The 18,902-nt window shown below is 73.6% G+C and carries 17 protein-coding genes; 8 read left to right on the top strand and 9 right to left on the bottom strand.

The window, feature by feature from the left end; translation table 11 throughout:
* Positions 1-74: 74 nt before the first annotated feature.
* Positions 75-401 (bottom strand): hypothetical protein, encoded by a 327-nt coding sequence (locus tag ACFVS6_RS08255; protein ID WP_389701784.1) that lies wholly within the window; start codon positions 399-401, stop codon positions 75-77.
* 193 nt (positions 402-594) lie between these two features.
* Entirely contained in the window at positions 595-1,818 is a 1,224-nt protein-coding gene (locus ACFVS6_RS08250) for an MFS transporter (RefSeq protein WP_389701782.1), read from the bottom strand.
* 684 nt (positions 1,819-2,502) lie between these two features.
* On the opposite strand from ACFVS6_RS08250, the gene ACFVS6_RS08245 reads away from it, so the two are divergent.
* On the top strand, positions 2,503-3,003 hold the full coding sequence (locus ACFVS6_RS08245; protein WP_389701780.1) for a hypothetical protein: 501 nt from the start codon (positions 2,503-2,505) through the stop codon (positions 3,001-3,003).
* A 155-nt stretch (positions 3,004-3,158) separates the two neighbouring features.
* Entirely contained in the window at positions 3,159-3,992 is an 834-nt protein-coding gene (locus ACFVS6_RS08240) for a MerR family transcriptional regulator (protein WP_389701778.1), read from the top strand.
* Here the strand turns inward: ACFVS6_RS08240 and ACFVS6_RS08235 are convergent.
* The gene (locus tag ACFVS6_RS08235) at positions 3,961-4,299 is read right to left on the bottom strand and encodes a hypothetical protein (RefSeq protein WP_389701776.1); all 339 of its coding nucleotides are present in this window, start codon (positions 4,297-4,299) and stop codon (positions 3,961-3,963) included. The genes ACFVS6_RS08240 and ACFVS6_RS08235 overlap by 32 nt on opposite strands.
* Before the next feature lie 101 nt (positions 4,300-4,400).
* Between ACFVS6_RS08235 and ACFVS6_RS08230 the strand changes: the two genes are divergently transcribed.
* Positions 4,401-4,874: a hypothetical protein gene (locus ACFVS6_RS08230; RefSeq protein ID WP_389701774.1), complete on the top strand. Its 474-nt coding sequence runs from the start codon at positions 4,401-4,403 to the stop codon at positions 4,872-4,874.
* A 23-nt stretch (positions 4,875-4,897) separates the two neighbouring features.
* Here ACFVS6_RS08230 and ACFVS6_RS08225 read toward each other — a convergent pair whose 3' ends face one another.
* Positions 4,898-5,368, bottom strand: coding sequence for a GNAT family N-acetyltransferase (locus ACFVS6_RS08225; RefSeq protein ID WP_389701772.1), 471 nt, complete (start codon positions 5,366-5,368; stop codon positions 4,898-4,900).
* 122 nt (positions 5,369-5,490) lie between these two features.
* Entirely contained in the window at positions 5,491-7,503 is a 2,013-nt protein-coding gene (locus ACFVS6_RS08220; protein ID WP_389701770.1) for a heavy metal translocating P-type ATPase, read from the bottom strand.
* Positions 7,504-7,576: 73 nt separating this feature from the next.
* Here ACFVS6_RS08220 and ACFVS6_RS08215 point away from each other — a divergent pair, with 73 nt between their 5' ends.
* Complete coding sequence (locus ACFVS6_RS08215) at positions 7,577-7,909, top strand: ArsR/SmtB family transcription factor (protein ID WP_389701768.1); 333 nt, start codon at positions 7,577-7,579, stop codon at positions 7,907-7,909.
* Between the two features lie 88 nt (positions 7,910-7,997).
* Here ACFVS6_RS08215 and ACFVS6_RS08210 read toward each other — a convergent pair whose 3' ends face one another.
* Positions 7,998-10,730 carry a DNRLRE domain-containing protein gene (locus ACFVS6_RS08210; RefSeq protein WP_389701766.1) on the bottom strand — a complete coding sequence of 911 codons (2,733 nt, stop codon included), beginning with the start codon at positions 10,728-10,730 and terminating at the stop codon, positions 7,998-8,000.
* A 432-nt stretch (positions 10,731-11,162) separates the two neighbouring features.
* Here ACFVS6_RS08210 and ACFVS6_RS08205 point away from each other — a divergent pair, with 432 nt between their 5' ends.
* From ACFVS6_RS08205 to ACFVS6_RS08195, 3 genes are all read left to right on the top strand, one after another.
* Positions 11,163-11,465 (top strand): hypothetical protein, encoded by a 303-nt coding sequence (locus tag ACFVS6_RS08205; RefSeq protein ID WP_281211262.1) that lies wholly within the window; start codon positions 11,163-11,165, stop codon positions 11,463-11,465.
* Between the two features lie 162 nt (positions 11,466-11,627).
* Positions 11,628-12,089, top strand: coding sequence for a Crp/Fnr family transcriptional regulator (locus ACFVS6_RS08200; RefSeq protein WP_389701764.1), 462 nt, complete (start codon positions 11,628-11,630; stop codon positions 12,087-12,089).
* Between the two features lie 214 nt (positions 12,090-12,303).
* Entirely contained in the window at positions 12,304-12,747 is a 444-nt protein-coding gene (locus ACFVS6_RS08195) for a subtilase-type protease inhibitor (protein WP_389701762.1), read from the top strand.
* A 43-nt stretch (positions 12,748-12,790) separates the two neighbouring features.
* On the opposite strand, the gene ACFVS6_RS08190 is transcribed toward ACFVS6_RS08195, so the two are convergent.
* Positions 12,791-13,645 carry a GNAT family N-acetyltransferase gene (locus ACFVS6_RS08190; protein WP_389701760.1) on the bottom strand — a complete coding sequence of 285 codons (855 nt, stop codon included), beginning with the start codon at positions 13,643-13,645 and terminating at the stop codon, positions 12,791-12,793.
* Between the two features lie 158 nt (positions 13,646-13,803).
* Between ACFVS6_RS08190 and ACFVS6_RS08185 the strand changes: the two genes are divergently transcribed.
* Positions 13,804-14,538, top strand: coding sequence for an NAD-dependent deacetylase (locus tag ACFVS6_RS08185; protein ID WP_389701758.1), 735 nt, complete (start codon positions 13,804-13,806; stop codon positions 14,536-14,538).
* Positions 14,539-14,650: 112 nt separating this feature from the next.
* On the opposite strand, the gene ACFVS6_RS08180 is transcribed toward ACFVS6_RS08185, so the two are convergent.
* Complete coding sequence (locus ACFVS6_RS08180; RefSeq protein WP_389701756.1) at positions 14,651-15,133, bottom strand: VOC family protein; 483 nt, start codon at positions 15,131-15,133, stop codon at positions 14,651-14,653.
* 114 nt (positions 15,134-15,247) lie between these two features.
* The gene (locus ACFVS6_RS08175) at positions 15,248-18,823 is read right to left on the bottom strand and encodes a CDP-glycerol glycerophosphotransferase family protein (protein ID WP_389701754.1); all 3,576 of its coding nucleotides are present in this window, start codon (positions 18,821-18,823) and stop codon (positions 15,248-15,250) included.
* Between the last annotated feature and the right edge of the window lie 79 nt (positions 18,824-18,902).

Genomic DNA, 18,902 nt, shown 5'->3' with positions numbered 1-18,902 from the left:
GGCGGCTGCCCGACAGCGGGGGAAGAAGGACGGGGGTCGGTGCGGCGGTGCGGTACCGACCCCCGTCCGGCCGGTCAGGCCCTGCGCCGCCGGGCGACCAGGGCCGTACTCGCTCCGGCTGCCGCCACCGCGGTCCCGCCGCCGGGGAGGGGTGCCACCGCTCCCCGGCCGGCCGGACCCGGCGAGCGATCCCCGGCCGCTCGGCCACCGGGTGCCTCGCGGTAGGTGCCGCTGCCCTCGGGCCCGCCACGGAAGTCCGCGTTCCCGCCGACCACGACGCCGGCCTCCCCGCCGCGGGCCCGGCGGGCATGACCCGCCACGACGTCCCCGTGGAGACGGGCCGCACCGAGGAGGGTGAGGGCGGGGGTGGGCGGTGACGTGGGACGGACGGGCATCGACATCTGGGGTATCTCCGAGGGCAGCCCTTACGGCGGTTCTTGATCGGACTCTTTCCCTCCGGGACCACTCCGGTCAAGCCGGATGCCCGATCCACCCCATTCATCCACTGTGTACGGGACGGACCCGGTCCGCATCTGCCGTCGGGGCGCCGATTCCGTCGGCCGGGAGGGCTGTTGCCCGATGTGGGCGGGTGCGTCAGTGGTCGACCGGGGACGCGTTCCCGGGGCGCTCGCGGACCGGCTCGACCGGCCCGCCGAGCCGGTGGTCGGGGACTTCGGTGACGGGCGCCGCCGGGTACCGGCAGGCGGCGGCCACCGTGAGCGCCGCGAGCAGCATGAGGACGGCTCCCGTCAGCGGGGCGGCGGCCACGGAGACCCGGTCCACCACGAGGCCGCCGGTGAGCGCGCCCGCCGCGATGGCGAGGTTGAACATGGCGACCATCAGGGAGGAGGCGGCCTCGGACGCCTGCGGTGCGGCCTTGAGCATCCAGCTCTGGAGGCTGACGGAGACCCCGCCGTACACGAGTCCCCAGACGAGCAACAGGCCTGTTCCGACGGGTGCTCCGGGCAGCAGGGCTATCAGCGTGAGGACGACGGCCAGGCCGGCGCCGACGGTGAGCAGCGTACGACGCGGGTCTCGCGGCCCGGCCAGGAAGTTCCCGGCGACCCCGGCGACCCCGTAGCCGAGGAGGAGGGTGCTGATCGAGCCCGGCGCGACCCCGGAGACGTCCCGCAGGACCGGGGTGACGAAGGTGTAGGCGGCGAACTGGCCCGTCACCACCAGGAACGTGACGATGACCCCGGCGCGGACGCCGCGGTTGTGGCGGAGCAGGGCGGGCAGTTCGGCGAGGGCGACGGGCCTGTTCGGGGGGAGCGCGGGCAGCAGGAGGAGCAGGGCGACCAGGGTGACGACGCCGAGGGCGCCGACGGCGGCGAAGGCCGTGCGCCAGCTGCCGAGTTCGCCGAGCAGGGTCCCCGCGGGCACGCCGAGCACCGAGGCCGTGGGGACTCCGCCGAAGATCACGGCGGTGGCCCGGCCGACGTGGCGGGCGGGGACCAGCCGGACGGCGAGCCCGCCCGCCACGGCCCAGAACCCGCCGACGCTGATGCCGACGAGCAGCCGGGCGGCCAGCACGACGGCGAAGGACGGGGCGACGGCGGCGACCAGATTGGCGACGGCCATCAGCGCGATGAGCAGGCACAGCACGTGCCGCCGGTCGACTCGGGCGGCGCCGACGGTGACGAGCGGGGCGCAGAACCCGGCGACGAGGCCGGGGACGGTCACCATCAACCCGGCGGTCCCGTCGGACACCCCGAGCGCGGCCCCGACGGGCGTCAGGAGCCCGACGGGCAGCAGTTCGGAGGTGATCAGCCCGAAGATTCCCAGCGAAACGGCCGCCACGGCCGCCCACCCCTTCACGGCACCCGCACCTTCGACCGGCCCCCCAGCGGAATCACGGCCCGGGTCGACGGCGGGGCCGGGGCCGCCTTCAGGGGCGACGCCGGAGCCGGAGCCGGAATCAGGGCCGGCTCCGAAATCAGGGCCTGCCCCGGGCCCGGGCTGGGTCCCGGGCTCGGGCTCGGGCTCGGGCTCGGGCTGGGTCTCGTGCTCGGGCTGGGTCCCGGTTTCGGGCCCGGGCTGGGTCCTGGTCTCGGGCCCGGTTTCATACCCGGGCCCGGTCTCCGGCGCGGTCTCCGGCTCGGGCCCGGTCTCGGAATCCGGCCCGGTTTCAGGCTCGGAACCGGGCTCGGGCCCGGTCTCGGAATCGGTTTCGGGCTCGGGCTCGGGGGTGTTGGGCGCGGCGGCGAAGGGCATGTGCGGGGCTCCGTACGGGTGGGTGGTCCGGCGGGGTGCGCGCGGCACGGTGGCGCCGGGCTTCGGGGGTCGCGCCTCCCCCGTCGCCCGCGCCACCGTGTCGTGCCGTCGGCGGTCGGGCCCATTCTGCGGCGGTGGCCACCGGTTCGGCCCCGCCGCAGAGAATCGATTCAGCAAAGGTCGCGCCGGACACCCCGACCCCCGGCACCAACCCCGAACCCGACCCGTCGTCACCCGGACGCGTGAGGTTCGCCCTCGGCGGGCCGCCGACTGCGGCATGGTGGTCGGATGCAGTTACGCCGGGCCGCCCTGCCCCTCTCCCTGCTGGCCCTCCTCGCGAGCGCCGGCTGCGTCTCCGTCGGCCCGGAGTCCGGTGCCGCCGGCCCGGTGCGCGGTTCCACGCCGCCGCTCGGTCGGCAGGACGCTCCCGAGGGACGTCGCGCCGATGACGGCCCGCCGGAATCCCTGCCCCTGAGCCCGTTGCCCGACCCGGAGCCCGATCCCCCGCACCCCGGGGCCGGGTCGGACGACCGGCCGCAAGGGGAGTTGCGGGACGACGTACGGGATGCCCCGGCCGCCGCTCCCCGCACCCGCAAGGCGGACCCGCCCGCTCGCCGGCACGCGAAGCCGACCGCGCCCCGGCGCGTTCGGCCGGCGCAGCCCACGCCGCCGCGCGTGCCCCGCCCGGCGGCCCCGCGCCTGCCCCGGGGCGAGGAACTGTGCGCGGCCGCCGAGGGCACCGTCCCGCCCTCGGTCGTCGACCTGTGCGTGCGCCAGTACGGCCACTGATCGACCGTTCCGACCGTCACGACCGGCCGGCCCCTCGGGCGTCCGCCGACCGCCCGCCCGACCGTCACGACCCCGCCCCCCCTCTCCGACGCCTCCGTGCCCCGCGCGACAGACTTGACCCTCACACCGTGTCAGGCCGTGCACTTGGAGACGTCATGTTCACCATCGGAGACTTCGCCAAGCACGGCCGGGTATCGGTCCGCATGCTGCGTCACTACGACGCCCTCGGACTGCTGCGCCCGGCGCGTGTCGACCCGACGAGCGGCTACCGCTTCTACGAGGCGGCCCAGCTGGCCCGCCTCAACCGCGTCATCGCGCTCAAGGACCTCGGCTTCACCCTGGAACAGGTGGGGGCGGTCCTCGACGAGAAGGTGACCCCGGAGCAACTGCGCGGAATGCTGCGGCTGCGCCGGGCGGAACTGGAGAGCGCCGTGGCCGAGGCGACCGCCCGCCTCAACCGGGTCGGGACGAGGCTCCGGACCATCGAGAACGAGGGAACCATGCCCACGGACGAAATCGTCGTCAAGAGCCTGCCGCCCGTCCGGCTGGCCGAACTGACCGGCATATCGGCGAGCTACGCCCCACAGGACGTCGGGCCGGTCATCGGCCCCCTGTTCGAGGAGCTGTGCCGCCGCCTGGAGGCTGCCGGGCTCGCCCCGACGGGGCCGGGCCTCGCCCGCTACGAGGATGCTCCGGACGCCGAGCCGGGCTCCGTCCTGGTGCGCGCCGGGCTGCCCGTGGCGACGGGCGTGCGCGTCGAGGACCTCGGGGCCGGGGTACGGATCGTGGAGCTGCCCGGGGTCGAGCGGGCGGCGACGGTGGTGCACCGGGGCTCGATGGACGGCGTGTTGCCGACCGCGCAGGCCCTGGCCCGGTGGATAGACGCGCACGGCCACCGCTCCGCCGGGTACGCCCGCGAGCTGACCCTGGCCTGCCCCGACGACCCGGAGCAGTGGGTCACCGAGCTTCAGGAACCGCTGGCCTCCTGACCGGACGGCGGCGGTCGCGGACGGACGCGCAGCGCCGGACCGTACCCTCGCGGGCGGTCCGCAGCCGGCGCAGCGCCCCGTGCCCGCGCCGCCGCCACTCGGCACCCGGCAGTCCGGCGCGCCGGCCGCCGCCGCTGATCAGGGCGTTGACCGGGGCGTGCGGATCGGCGGCGACCCCCTTGGCGATGAGCACGCCCACCACGAGCGGCACCAGCGCCACGGCCAGGGCCGAGCCGGCGGTGGTCACGTGCCGCATGCGGGGACGCCGCGCGGCCGTCGCGGCGTACGAAGGGGGTGCTGAGGTCATGACGTCATTCCATCAACGGCGGCGCTCCGGGGAATCGGGGCGGATACTCAGGCCGTTGCGGGTGAGGTACTCAGTCGGACGCGGGTGGAGAGGGGTGCGCGATGGCCGGTGGGCACGGGGAGGGCTTCGAACCGGCGGACGGTGACGGTCCGCCGACGGATCCGCAGGCGCGGGCGGCCGAGTTGCGCACCGCGTACGAGGGGCTGTTGCAGATCCGCCGCCTGCTGGGCGACGGTACGGACGCCCCCGCGCCGTGGGAGCTGCGGGCCGTGCCGCGAGCGGTGGCCCTGGTGCTGGAGGCGGCGGGTTTCCCCCCGTCGGCGCTGGACTCCGGTGGCCGACGCAGCCGGACCGGCTACCGGGTCGCCGGCGGCACGGACGGCAGCGGCACCGGCGGCCCGGCACGCGCCCCGGTGACGGTGACCTGGCCCGGCCCCGCCGGTTCGGGCGCCGCCGAGGAGGAACGGGAGCGGTTGACGGCCTGCGCGGCGGAACTGGAGCGGCACGGATGGGAGTGCCTGCTGTACCGGGGGCCGCGGGGTCGACGCTTCCTGGAGGTCGAACCGCCCCGCTGACCCGTCCGCCGACACCCCTCACATCAGGTCAGGGTGAGCAGAACCACGTCGACCTCCTCGCCGCGCGCCAGGGCGAAGTCGCGGGTGCGTCCGGTGACGGTGAATCCGCACTTCTCCAGGACCCGGATCGAGCCCGCGTTGTCGGCGGCGGCGCCCGCGTGGAGCGGCCGGGTGTCCACCAGGTCCAGCAGGGCGCCGAGCGCCGCGGTGGCGATGCCCCGGCCCCAGTGCTCGGGCCCGATCAGGTAGGTGACCTCGCGCTCCTGCGGCGGCCCGAAGACCGCCGCGTTCCCGACGACCACGCCGTCGGCGACGACGGTCCGCAGGACGACGGTCGGGTCGCGGCGGAGCTTGCTCCAGTGGGCTTCGAAGGCGTCCCGGTCGTAGTGGTGGGCGCGGGTCATGGCCGCCATGTGCCGGAGGCCCGGGTCGGTCACCTGGACCCAGAACACCTCCAGGTCCTCGTCCCGCACCTCGCGCAGTTCCAGCTCCACGCCTCCCCCTCCGCCCTCGTCACGACGCCATCGTCACGACGCAATCGTCCCGAAGCGATCGCCCCGACGCAATCGTCCCGACGCCCGCCCCCACCCCGGGCGGTGCACCGGCCCGCCGGGCCTCAGGTGTCGTCACGGTAGCGCAGCAGCCGCAGGGCGTTGGCGACGACGACGAGCGTGGAGCCCTCGTGGACGAGGACGGCGGGGCCGATGCCCATGCCCAGGGCCGTGGCCGGTACGAGGACGGCGACGATGCCGAGGCTCAGCCACAGGTTCTGCCGGATCACCCGGGCGGCGCGGCGGCTGAGTCCGGTGATGAACGGCAGCCGCCGCAGGTCGTCGGACATCAGGGCGATGTCCGCGGTCTCCAGGGCCACCGCGGAGCCCGCGGCGCCCATGGCGACACCGACGGTGGCTCCGGCCATCGCCGGGGCGTCGTTCACCCCGTCGCCGATCATGGCCGTACGGGCCGTGCGGCGCAGTCGGGTCACCTCGGTGACCTTGTCCTGCGGCATCAGGCCGCCGCGGACCTCGTCGAGGCCGAGGGCCCGGCCGACGGCGTCGGCGACCCGTTGGTCGTCGCCGGAGAGCATCACGGTGCGGGTGACTCCGAGGGCGCGCAGGGCGGCCACCGTTTCGGCGGCCTCGGCGCGGGGCGCGTCCATCAGGCCGAGGGTGCCGAGCCAGCGGTCGCCTCGGCGGACGACCATCGTGGTGCGCCCGGTGCGGGCGAGGGCCTCCGTGCGCTCGCGCAGGGCGGTGGGGACGGGGGCGCCGGTGAGGGTGTCGGCGTAGGACAGGCTGCCGATGTGGACGCTCTCGCCGTCGACCTCGGCGATGACGCCGCGGCCGATGACGGCGCGCAGGTTGACGGCCTCGGCGGCCGGGGCGGTGCCGGTCAGGAGAGCGGGTGCGTCGCGGACGACGGCCTGGGCGAGCGGGTGGTCGCTGAGCCGCTGGGCGGCGATGGCGGTGCGCAGGAGGTCCTCGCGGGCCGCGCCGTCGGCGGTCTCCACCTCGGTGAGGCGGGGGCGTCCCTCGGTGAGGGTGCCGGTCTTGTCGAAGGCGATGGTGCGCAGCCGGCCGAACTCCTCCAGGGGTGCGCCGCCCTTGACGAGGACTCCCCCGCGGGCGGCGCGTCCGACGGCGCTGAGGACGGCCGCGGGAGTGGCGATGGCGAGCGCGCAGGGGCTGGCGGCGACCAGTACGGCCATGGCCCGGTAGAGGCTGTCGGTGAAGGGCTCGCCGCTGAGGGCGCCGTAGACCAGTAGGGCGGCGACGAGGGCGAGGACGCCCGGGACGAACACCTTCTGGAAGCGGTCGGTGAAGCGTTGGGTCGGTGAGGTGCGCTCCTCCGCGTCCCGGACCAGGCGTACGACGCGGGCCAGGGTGTTGTCGCGGTTGAGGTGGGTGACGATCACGTCGAGGGTGCCGGAGCCGTTGACGGTGCCGGCGTGGACGCGTGCTCCGGGGTCGACGGCGGCCGGGGCGGCGAGGGCTGCGGCGGGGTCGGGGACGGGCTCCTTGTCGACGGGGACGCTCTCGCCGGTGATGGGTGACTGGTCGACGCTGCTGCGGCCCGCGGCGACGAACCCGTCGGCGGGTACGCGGGTGTGCGGGCGGACCAGGACGGTGTCGCCGACGGCGAGTTCCTCCACGGACACCTCGGCGGGCTCGCCCCCGTTCCGGCGGACGAGGGCGGTGCGGGGGACGAGTTCGCCGAGGGCCTCGATGGAGCGTCGGGCGCGGCCCATCGCGTACTCCTCCAGGGCGTGGCCGAGGCTGAACAGCACGAGGAGGACGGCGCCCTCCTCCCAGCGTCCGATCACGGCGGCGCCGGCGGCGGCGACGAGCATGAGGAAATCGACCTGGAACCTGCCCCGCCGCAGGGTGCCGATGGCTTCACGGAGGGTGAAGAACCCGCCGAACACGTACGCGGCCACGAAGAGGGCCCGGGATGCGGGGCCGCCGTTGCCGGTCAGCTGGAGGGTCAGTCCGGTGAGGTAGACGGCGAGGGCGAGCAGGGCGCTGACCAGTTCGGCGCGCTCACCGGCCTTCCGCACCACGCTCCGCACCGGGTTCCGCACAGGGTTCGGCGCGACGTTCCGAATGGCGTTCCGCATCTCGGTCTCCATGACATCAATATATCAAGACTTCTAAATATGTGAACCTGTGCACGTCCTGATCTTCTGATCTAGGGTGACGGCCATGGAACCGGCCATGGACCCCGCCGCAGCGCCCCACCTGCTCACCGAGCCGGCCGCGGCAGCGGCCGCGGAGGTCATGCAGGGCCTCGCCTCCCCCGCCAGGATCCGCATCCTGGCCCGCCTGCTGCACGCGCCGTGCTCCGTCGGGGAACTCGCCGACGACCTCGCCCTCGGTCAGCCCACCGTCTCCAACCACCTGCGCCTGCTGCGCCACCTCGACCTGGTCACGGGCCGCCGCGACGGCCGCAGCGTGGTCTACGAACTGCACGACGCGCACGTCGGGGACCTGCTCCGACAGGTACTGGCGCACGTCCACCACGCCCCCGGGGCATAGCCCCGGAGGCCGGACACAGGGGCCGGGCGAACGCGGAGGGGCGCGGACCGGCTGCCCGGTCCGCGCCCCTCCCCTCACCGCTGTCCGGCTACGGAGCGCCGAAGGTCAGCGTCAGCTGCGGCGTCCCTTCGTTCGCCGCCGCCTCGGAGGACCACAGCCACAGGGCGTCGGTGCCGGCACCGGTCAGTGCCAGGCCGTAGCCACCGCCCAGCGCGCCCGCGACGGTGGCCGTGTTCAGGCCCGTGGTGTGCACGGCGGAGCCGTCCGGGATCCCGGCGAAGGAGCCGAGCGCCGGGGAGCCGAGCGCCGGACGGTTGTTGTACGTGGTCCCGTCCTCCGTCCACGCCCCGGTGATCGGGACGACCGAGACGGTGTCGGTGGTGCCCGCGCCGGCCATGGTGCTGGTCTTCACGCCGAGCGTGGCCGACTTGAGCACCGTGCCCGCGGGTGCGGCGGGCAGGTTGAACCGCAGGTAACTCGCGTACGCCGAGCTGCCGCGGACGGCGAGGGAGCCCGAGGCCCCGTAGTTGGTGCCCGGGGCGCCCGCGTTGGCGTACGTGTCCTCGGCGGCGGTGACCCGGACGACGGAGTCGGCCGGGGCGGAGGCGAGGGCGTGGTGGTTCTGCACCTGCGCCGCGCTCAGGACGGTCGGGTAGACGGCGGTCTCGTCGAGTTGGCCCGCCCAGTGCTCGCTGGTGGGACGGTCCGGCCAGCCGCCGAGCCCGTCACCGCCGACGCGCCAGAAGCCCGAGAAGTTCTCGTGCGTGGTGACGTTGAGGGTGCCCCGCTGGACGCCGTCGACGTACAGGGTCATGCCGCCCGGCCCCTGGGTGGCGACGACGTGGTGCCATTGGTTGTCGTTGTAGGCGCCGGGCGTGGTGATGGTGCGGGTGGCGCCCGTGTACACGCCGAAGACCAATCGGCCGTCGTTGGTCATGTAGACGTGCTTGTCGTACTGGCTGCTGGAGTTGATCTGCTGGTTGCCGAAGCCGACGAGCTTGCCGCCGCGGGTGGTGTTCGTCCGGAACCAGGTCTCGACGCTGTAGGTACTGCCGACCGACTGCCGCTGGTCGCCGTACACGTGGGCGTTCGTCCCGTTGAAGCCGATCGCCGTGCTCGCGCCGGACACCGCGGCGGGCGTCTGGCGCAGGGCCGGCCCGTTCAGGTGCACGCCGGCCTGGTTGCCGCCGTCCGAGGAGTCCGCGACGTAGGGCGCGGCCGATTCGTCGTAGCGCCAGAACAACTGGGCACCGTCGGCGCGGACCCTGCTCGGGTACGCCTCCGCCGACGTCGGGACGGTCACGGCCGCCGTCGCCGACGGGGCGCTGGTGTTGCCCGCCGCGTCGGTGGCCGTCACCCGGTAGGTGTACGACTGGCCGGCCTGGGCGGTGGTGTCCGTCCAGGAGGCCTGCGGTCGACGGAAGAACAGCGAGTCTGCGGTCACCGTCGCGATGGGCGAGGCGGCACCGTTGCGGAAGATCCGGTAGGTCAGGGCGCTGTCGTCCAGGTCGAGGCTGGTGCGCCAGCGCACCTGGACGCCGCCCGGCCCGAACGCGGAGGCGCTCGCGACGGGCACCGTCGGCGCACCGGTGTCACCGGTGGAGGAGAAGCGCGTCAGGCCCTGCTGCGCCGCCCCGTTGACGGTGGTGAACTCACCACCGACCCACAGGTACTGGGCGCCGCCCTTCGAGCCGACCGTCATCACGCGCGGACCGATGCCCTCGCCGATGCCGTCGTTGGTGTCGGGGGCCCAACCCAACTTGCCGACACCGGTGGTCGGCTGTGCCAACAGGTGGTGGCGCTGCCCGTCGGGGAACTCGCCGACGCTGGCGCAGTCGTGCGCGTGCGAGGCGCTGTACAGCACGCTCCCGTACGGCAGCACGGCCTGGGTGGCGCCCAGGCAGGTGTCGCGCCAGCGCTGGCCGAAGCCGTCGAGGTCGAGGGCGATGCGGCCGTCGAAGACACCTCCGCCGGTGCCCTCGTTCGCGGTGTAGAAGCCGGTCCCGTCGGTGGCGATGTCCTTGACGACCGAGTTCGTCTCGATGAAGCCCGCGTACGACTTGGTGACGGCGCCGCTCGTGGCGTCGACGACGGCCAGTGCGTGCGTATTCGTTCCGTTCACGGTGAAGAAGTCCCCGCCGAGCAGGACGTTCTTGCCGTCCGGGGTTACCTCGACGGCGCGCCCCGGGTCGTCCGCGTTGGCCGTGAAGGGGCGCAGGGCCCCGTCGGCGGTGGCGACGGCGGCGAAGCGCTGCCGGGACTGGCCTGCGACGGTGAGGAAGTCGCCGCCCGCGTAGACCGTGTCGCCGGTGACGGCGATGGCCCGTACGGTGGCCGCGAACGCGGGGCGGAAGGACTGCTTCACCGTGCAGGTCGCCACGTCGATCGCGGCCATGCTGGAGACCGGCGTGCCGTTGACGGCGCCGAAGTAGCCGCCCGCGTACAAGGTCTTCTTGTCGGGCGAGACGGTGAGCGCGCGGACGGTGGCCGTTCCCGAGCCGACCGTGAAGGACAGGTTGCAGGCGGTCGGGGCGCCGGTCGCGGCGTCGAGCGCCGCGAAGTTCACCACCGGCTTCTCGCTGCCCCCGGCGCCCGCGGGCGGGCGTACGGCGGAGAAGGTTCCGCCGACGAAGACCGTGCCGCCCGCCTCCGCGAGGGCCCAGACCACGCCGTTGGGCTGCCAGGTCGGCAGTGCGTCGGCGGTGAAGGCCACGGGTGGGGTGACGGCCGTGGCCTGCGGGGCGAAACCGAGGCCGACGACCGCCCCGGTACCGGCCAGGGACAGGGCGAGAGCGGCCGCCGGCCCTCTGGATCTGCGCATGAACCCCCCAGTTCGTTGTGCGTGGTAATGCGCGTGCGCCGCGCCGGGTGCACGGCGCACGACCGTACGCCCGCGTGGCCGTGGACGGGTGAACGGACGTACGTACGGGCGCACCCTAGGGCGAATCAGCGGCCCGGTCATCAAAATTGACCTATCAGGCGCAGAACCGGTCGAAAATTCGCAGCCACGACCCGTCTCGGGCGACCTCGACGTCCGGGAACGGTCGCGCCGCGGAGCCGCCGCGGCACGGCGACCGACCCGGCCGGCCCCCTGGGCACGGCCGACCGCGGGCGGCGGCGCACGTCAACCGCGCGGATCCCGGGCCACCCCTTCGCACAGGGTCACCCGCCGAAAACAGCCCCGCCCGGCGCCGCGCCCCTCTACCGTGCCCTCAAGGCGGGGGACGGGCCATGGCACCGAAGGGCGGGGCGGATGGACGAAGAAGAAGACATGCGGCTGGCGAGGATGACTCCGGAGATCTCCCGGCGCACCCTCACGATGCTGCGCGGCCTCGCCGGGCTGGAGCCGCCGGAGCAGGTGCCCGAGGACGCCATGATCGTCGCGGACGGGATCCTCGCCGACCACGGCACCGACGGACTGCGGGTGCTGGCGATGACCCTGGCCGCCTGGGCGACGGCACAGATCGAGAACGTCGCCGAGCTGAGCCGGCGCAGCCACGAGGCGGTGCTCGACGCCATGGAGCTGGCCTGCCTGGAGGCCGCCGCGGAGGAGTAGCCGGGGCCCGGCGGCCCGCCGCCCGCGGCGTCCGGAGCCCGTGGGGGCGGCGGCCGCCGCGGGCCCGCGCACACCCGCGGCGACGCGTCGGCGCCATCCTGGCCCGCGTCGGCGACACTGGGATGAGCAGAAGGCTGTGGGGGGTCGTGATCGGAGGCCGTCGTGAGCACACCTTCCCCTATCCGGATCGCCGCCGTCCTGTCCACCGAGCACCGGGGACGATTGATGTCCCACGCCCGGGAGGTCAATTTCCGCGAGGGTTCGCGGATCTTCGACGAGGGCGGCCGGGCCGATTCGTTCTGGATCGTGCGCTCGGGCACGGTGACCCTTGAGATACCCGTGCCGGGCCACCGCTCCGCTCCCGTGGAGAGCCTCGGTCCCGGCGAACTCGTCGGCTGGTCCTGGCTTTTCCCGCCGTACGTGTGGCAGTTGAGCGCCGAGGCGATGACCCCGGTACGGGCGTACGAGTTCGACGGACCGACCGTCCGCCTGCTCATGGACGCCGATCCCGCCTTCGGTTCCGCCGTCGGGCACTGGGTCGGACGCGTCCTCGCCGTCCGCCTCCAGCAGACCCGCACCCGGCTCATGGACCTCTACGCCCCGCGCACCGGTGCGACCCGCTGAGCCCCCGGAACCCGCTGAAGAAAGGTTTCGGGGTGGGTGTTCGGCCGATTCGCGGATCCGCTCCCCCACAGGTCACGCCCGCCGCCACCGCTGCGGACTGCACACATGCGCTTACGATCGGTGACGAGAAATGGGGGTACGAACGGGCTTTCCGGTCGCGGATGGGCAAGACTCCCGTCCGTTATCCGAAACGCCGACCCGAGGAGTGTTCGAAATGCGGTCCATCACCAGGAATCTGGGGCTGGCCTCCGGCGCCATGGCGCTCACCGCCGTCACCGCGCTCGCCGGAACGGGCGCCGCCGGCGCGGCGCCGGCCGGGACGCAGAGCCTGTTCGCGCCGTCCGCGCTCGTGGTCAGCCTGACGGCGGGCGAGGACGTGGACAGCGGCACGGTGCTGCGCGCGGCAACGCTGACGTGCTCTCCGGCGCCCGGCGGCACGCACCCCGACCCGGCTGCCGCGTGCGCCGAACTGCGGGCGAACGGACCGATGTTGGACGCCCTCGCCGAGCCCCGCCCGGACGTGGCGTGTACCAGGGAGTGGGACCCGATGACGGTCACCGCGGTCGGGGTGTGGGAGGGGCGCAAACTGAGCTACACCTACACCTTCGGCAACCCGTGCGGCCTGCGCGCCAGCAACGGCGTGCTGTTCGGGATCTGAGGCCGGGCCGGCCGGGCGGCCCCGCCGCAACGCCGCGTTCCCGTCAGCCCAGTTCGAGGCTCGTGATCCCGTACAGGCCGGCCAGGTCCAGATCCGGCACCGGTCCCGTGTACATGCGGGCGGTCTCGAAGACCGGGGCCAGGCCCAGGCCGGTGGCCAGGGCGGTCGCCGCCGGGTTCACGTCGGGTACGTCCAGGACGACCTCCCCGCCAGGGGCGTACCCGGCGAGGCGCCGCAGCAGGGCGGCGGCGACCTCCGGGGCCTCGGCGTAGAGCGGTCCGACCCGGGGGGCGCCGGAACCGCACGGGCGGATCACGCCGAGGCCCACGATCCGCCCGTCGCGGACGGCCGCGCGGGCGGTGTGGCCGGGCAGCGCCGTCCAGAGGGAGAGGAAGGCGTCGCGGGGTTCGGGGAAGAAGCGGCGGTCGTAGGCGGCGAGCCGGGCGAAGGGCAGGGCCGCCGCGTCGACGATCTCGATGCCGGCGGCGTCCTCGCCGGGGCCGCCGCCGGGAACCCCCTGGTGGCGCATGTTCGTCCAGGCGGAACGGAACCCGGACGCCCGGTAGTTGTCCTGTTGGTCGACGACCCCGTCCAACCCGACCAGCCGTCCGGCGAGCCGGGCCGTCGCGGCCCGCCACACCTGGATCCCGTAGCCCTGTCCGCGCAGGTCGGGGCGGGTGATGTAGAAGCCGATGAAGCCGAAGCCGGTGCCGTAGCGGACGGCCGAGACGCAGGCCGCCGGTTCCCCGTCGAGCCGACCCACGAGGAAGCCCTCCGGGTCGGCGGCCGCGAAGGCGAACCGGTCGGAGTTCCCCGGGTCCCAGCCCTCCGCATCGGCCCAGGAGCGCATCAGTTCCATGTCGGCGGCGCCGGCGCCGGTGATCTCGAATCCCGTCATGCCCGGTGTTGTACCAGAACCGACCGGTCCCGGACCGTGAACCGGCCGCCCGGCGGACCGGGGCCGGTGGGAACGCGGCCGGCGGGAACGGGGCCGGCGGGAACGGGCCGTGCCGAATGCGGTCGCGGCGGCGGGCGTGCGCTGCGTAGGGTCGCGGCATGGGAAAGCCGCTCGTCGCAGTGTTCAGTGGGGCAGGGATGTCCACGGATTCCGGCATTCCGGACTACCGGGGGCCGCAGGGGCTGTGGCGGCGCGATCCCGACGCCGAGAAGCTCGTGACGTACGAGCACTACATGGCCGATCCGGAGATCCGCCGCCGGTCCTGGCTGATGCGCGCCGAGGTGTGGGCAGCCGCACCGCGACCCAACGCGGCACACCTGGCCGTGGCGGAGCTGGAGCGCGGCGGCACCCCGGTGCGGGTGATCACGCAGAACGTCGACGGGTTGCACCAGTTGGCGGGGATGCCCGCGCGCAAGGTGTTCGAACTGCACGGGACGGCCCGGTCCGTGGTGTGCACCGGCTGCGGGGCCCGGTCCGGGGCGGACGAGGTGCTGGCCCGGGTGGCCGCCGGGGAGCCCGACCCGCCCTGTTCGGACTGCGGCGGGATCCTGAAGACGGCCACCGTGATGTTCGGGCAGCGGCTCGACCCGGAAGTACTGGCTCGGGCGGTGGCCGTGGCCAAGGGCAGCCAGGTCTTCATCGCCGTCGGCACCAGCCTCCAGGTCCAGCCCGCCGCCTCGCTGGCCGGGATGGCGGCCGAGGCCGGGGCCCGGCTGATCATCGTGAACGCGGAGGAGACCCCGTACGACGCGCTGGCCGACGAGGTCGTCCGCGAGCCGATCGGCACCGCGCTGCCCGCCCTCCTGACCCGGATCGCCGCCGAGGGCGCCTGAGCCGGCGGACACCGGGGCCCGTCGCCTGCCCGTCCGGGCCGTCGGCTGACGGACGCTTGACCGCTGACGGCCGGTCGTCCTCGGCCGCCGGCCCTGCGTCAGTGGGCCCCGGTCATTCGCCGTCGGCGGCCCGGCGCATCACGGCGACGTCGAGCTTCTTCATCTTGTACATGGCGTTCATGGCCCGCGCGGCCCGCTCCGGATCCGGGTCGGCGACCAGGTCGAGGGCCTCGGTCGGTGTGACCTGCCAGGACACTCCGAACTTGTCCTTGAGCCAGCCGCACGGGCCCTCCTCACCACCGTCCCGGGTCAGCTCCGCCCAGTAGTGGTCCGTCTCTTCCTGGTCGGCGCAGTGGATCTGGAAGGAGACGGCCTCGCTGAAGGTGAACTGCGGGCCTCCGTTGAGGCCGATGAACCTCTGCCCGTTGATCTCGAACTCGACCACCATCACCTCGCCCGCCGTGCCGGGTCCCGCGTCGGTGTAGCGGCCGATCCTGCCCCGCTTGCCGTCCTTGAAGACGGACAGGTAGAAGTCGGCGGCCTCCTCGGCCCTGCCGTCGAACCACAGACACGTGGTGAAACCCTTGGTGACCATGACTGCCTCCAGTCGGAAGGGGACGGGACCTCGCGTCCCACAACCAACAGACCGGCCCCGCGCCCGAAACTCATCGGTGGGCGCGGGGCCGGTCCACAGGTCCACTCCTGCGGGCTACATCTCCAGCATGCGGTCGACGACCCGCTCGGCCGCCTTGCCCTCGTCGAGGTCGCAGAACTCCTCGCGGAAGGCCTGCCGTGCCGGGGCGTACTCGGCGCCCAGCGCGTCGGCGTTGCGCACGGCCTCGATCAGGCTCGCGGAGTCCCGCAGCAGCGGGCCCGGCGCCTTCTTCTCCAGGTCGAAGGTGAAGCCGCGCAGCGTGGTGCGGTAGTGCTCCAGGTCGTAGGCGAACATCAGGATCGGCCGGTCCGTGAGCGCGAAGTCGCAGATCGCGGAGGAGTAGTCCGAGATCAGCACGTCGGCGACGAGCAGCAGGTCCGTGGTGTCGGGCCAGTTGGACACGTCGACGACGAATCCGTCGCGGACGCCGTCGCGGACCTGCTCGGTCACCCGGTAGTGGCTGCGGACGAGCAGGACGTGGTCCTCGCCGAGTTCGCGCCGGGCGGCTTCGAGGTCGATCCGCAGGTCGAGCTTGTAGCCGCCGCTCCAACCCTCCTGGTTCTCGCGCCAGGTGGGGAGGTAGAGGACGACCTTCTTGTCCTCGGGCAGGCCGAGCCGGCGCCGGACCGCCGCCGCCCGCTCCGCGTCGGGCCGCACGAGGGCGTCCGTGCGGGGGCTACCGGCCTCGATGACCTCGCCGTCGTAGCCGAGGGCACGCTTGAGGACGGGGGTGGCGTAGGAGCTCGGGGAGGCGAGCAGCGACCACTGGGCGCTGTCGTGGCGCAGGCCCTCCAGCACGTCGGGGCTGGTGTAGTAGTCGTGCGTGAAGTCGTAGCCGATCTTCTTCAGCGGGGTTCCGTGCCACGTCTGGACGACGGTCTGGCCGGGACGGCGCCGGAAGCTCTTCGGAACGCTGTCGTTGGTGACGTAGTAGCGGGCGCGGGCCAGGACGTCCCAGGACTCCAGGCTGTCGTACTGGACGGCGCGCGCGGTCGAGGGGACCTCGACGCGGCCGTCGCGGACCAGCCAGATGTGCTCCAGCTTCTCGCCGCGGCGCACCAGTTCCTCGTGGATGGCGCGCGGCGCGTCGCCGGCGCCGTTCCCCTGGAAGACGTCGTAGACGACCATGTCCTTGACCGGCAGGTTCCGCTGCGCGGGGTAGGTCACGTCGCGGGCGACGCGGTGCGCGAAGCGGGAGCGGTCGTGCGGGCTGAGCAGTTGGTCGGCGACGAGCACCATGCGGTCGTGGAAGCGGGCCTCGACGCGCATCCGACGGCCGTCGACGGTGATCGGGTGCGGTCCGGAGAGCAGTGCGGGCGGTGCCAGCTGCACGGGGGCGCCGCGCTCGACCCCGAGGAGCCCGGCGGTGGTTCCGCCCTCGCTCACCGGACGCAGGGTGGGCCACCAGCGGCCGTGCGGGATGGTGGTGCGGCCCGCGTAGGCGGTCGGCAGCACCGGCTCGAAGGAGGCCTCGAAGCGGTCGCCGTCCCGGGTGACGGGGTAGCTGAACTCGATGCCGTTGTGGTTGTGCAGGACGAGCTCGTACGGCTCGTCGGCGGCGGACGCGGGCAGCTTGAAGGTGCCGCGCAGCGTCAGGGTGCCGTTCTTGGCGCTGACGGACTCGACCAGCGGCGGCGGAACCTGCACGGAGAGGATGAGGTTGCCGTTCATCGCGCGCTTGGCGAGGACGGCGCGACCCTCGGAGTCCCCCGGCAGCGTGGCGACCAGGGCGGTGAAGCCGCCGCGCTCGTCGTGCGCCAGCGGGTGGCGGGTCCCGTCGGCGCGGACCACGGTCAGGTTCCAGGGCTCGGGCGTCCATTCGCCGGGCTGGCGGTCGGGGGCCGGTACGGCGCTCAGGCCGTCCAGCGGGACGGCCGCGGTGAAGGGGATCCGGCCGCCGGGACGGGCGCCGGCGCCCTCGGGGGTGGTCAGCGGGACGGTGAGGACGGTGCCGCTCACGGTGTGCTCGGCGTGCAGGGTGGCACCCGCGCCGACCTCGGCGGCCAGTTCGCCGGTCAGTTCCAGGGTCTTGTCGTCGAGCAGGCGCACGTCCAGGGCGCGGGCGCGGACGATCTCGACCTGGACGGTCAGGGAGCCGGCGATGATCGGCAGGATGCGCACGTCGGGGGTGACCCAGTGCGCGGGCGGGGTGTGCCCGCTGTCGTGCTCGCCGCCCTTGAGGCGGGCCCGGTGCAGGCCTCCGGCGCCGGTGACGGCGATGGAGGTGGACCATATGCCCTCGCGCCACGTGCCGCCCGACTGGAAGACCGAGGGGTCGACGACGGCGGTGAAGCCGGCCCAGTCGGCGTGACGCAGGGCCAGGTGCGGGGCGTTGACGGAGGCCATCGGGGAGGCGACGGTGCGGGTGCTGACGACGTTGCGACGGCGCTTGCCGCTCTCCCGGAAGATCAGCATCTTGCGGGAGCCGAGTCGGCTCTCGGCGCCCAGGTGGCCGGGCACGGCGTAACCCCGCAGCAGGAGCTTCCCGTCGGCCCAGGAGGCGTGCTCCAGCCGGCTGACCACGCGGCGCTCGCGCGGGCCGAGGGTGAGCAGCTTGGGCGGGACGGGCGCCTGGAGGAAGGGGTAGTCGGCCTGCGGGCGGGCCAGTCCCTTGACGGGCACGCTGTAGCTGTAGTCCCGCTGGTGGTGGAGGAGTCCGATGAACTCCTCGACGCGGCCTTCGCGGGCCAGGTACGCCTTGAGCCGGTCGGCGACGGTCAGGTCGTGCCAGGGTCCGGTGCCGATCTCCCGGACGAGACCGCCGACCTCCTTGACGAAGGCGGCGCGGAAGTCCGGGCCGCCCTCATCCACGTACTTGTAGATGAGGGGGAGTTCCTCGGACAGCACGTTGTGGTCGTAGTCGCGCAGGTAGCGGGCGTACTTCTCGCCGGACTTGCCGAGCAGTGCCTCGCGGACCAGGCGGACGGAGGTCACGCGGTCGATGAGGGACACCGGGTCGGTGGAGCGCTGGGTGATGGAGCGCTCGCCGGTCTCGCGCACCCGCCAGTGGTAGACCACGTCGCTGATGACGTCGACGCTGGTGGCGAAGTAGTGGGCGGGGACGCTGACGGGGGCGTCCTCGTAGAGGATGCCCTCGGGGTACTGGAAGCCGTGCTCGTCCCAGAAGGTGCGCCGGTAGACCTTGTTCCACGCGGTGCGGTCGGTGACCAGCGCCGGGAACTTGGAGATGTGGGTCTTCAGCCGGGTCTTCGCGAATGCGGCCCGGTGGCCCCAGGACTGCTGCTTGCCGACGGAGCGGAAGCGCTCGACGTTTCCGGCCGCGAAGTCCGACCCGGTCTCGTCCAGGGCGTCGATCATCCGCTGGTAGGCGTCCGTGGGCATGGTGTCGTCACTGTCGACGAAGGCCAGGTACTCGCTGCCCTCCGAAGCGTGCCGGGCTCCCACGTTGCGGGCGGCACCCAGCCCCGCGTTCTTCTGGCGGACCAAGCGGAAGCGTGCGTCGCGAGCCGCGAAGGCCTCCGCGAGCGCCGCGCTGGAGTCGGTGGACCCGTCGTCGACGAGGACGACCTCGAAGTCGTCGAACGTCTGGGCGGCTATGGACTCCAGGCATTCGTCGAGGTAGAGCTCGACGTTGTAGACGGGGACGACGATGCTCAGGCGCGGGGGCATGGGTGGCGGGTTCTCCAGCGTTTTTGCTTAAGTTGATGAGTTGTTGATCAGCCGATTACAGCATCTTACTCTGTAACGG

The organism is Streptomyces sp. NPDC057939 (assembly GCF_042887545.1).
Classification (GTDB): Bacteria; Actinomycetota; Actinomycetes; order Streptomycetales; family Streptomycetaceae; genus Streptomyces.
The sequence above is the reverse complement of the archived record's forward strand: the minus strand, read 5'-3'. Positions and strand labels throughout refer to the sequence as shown.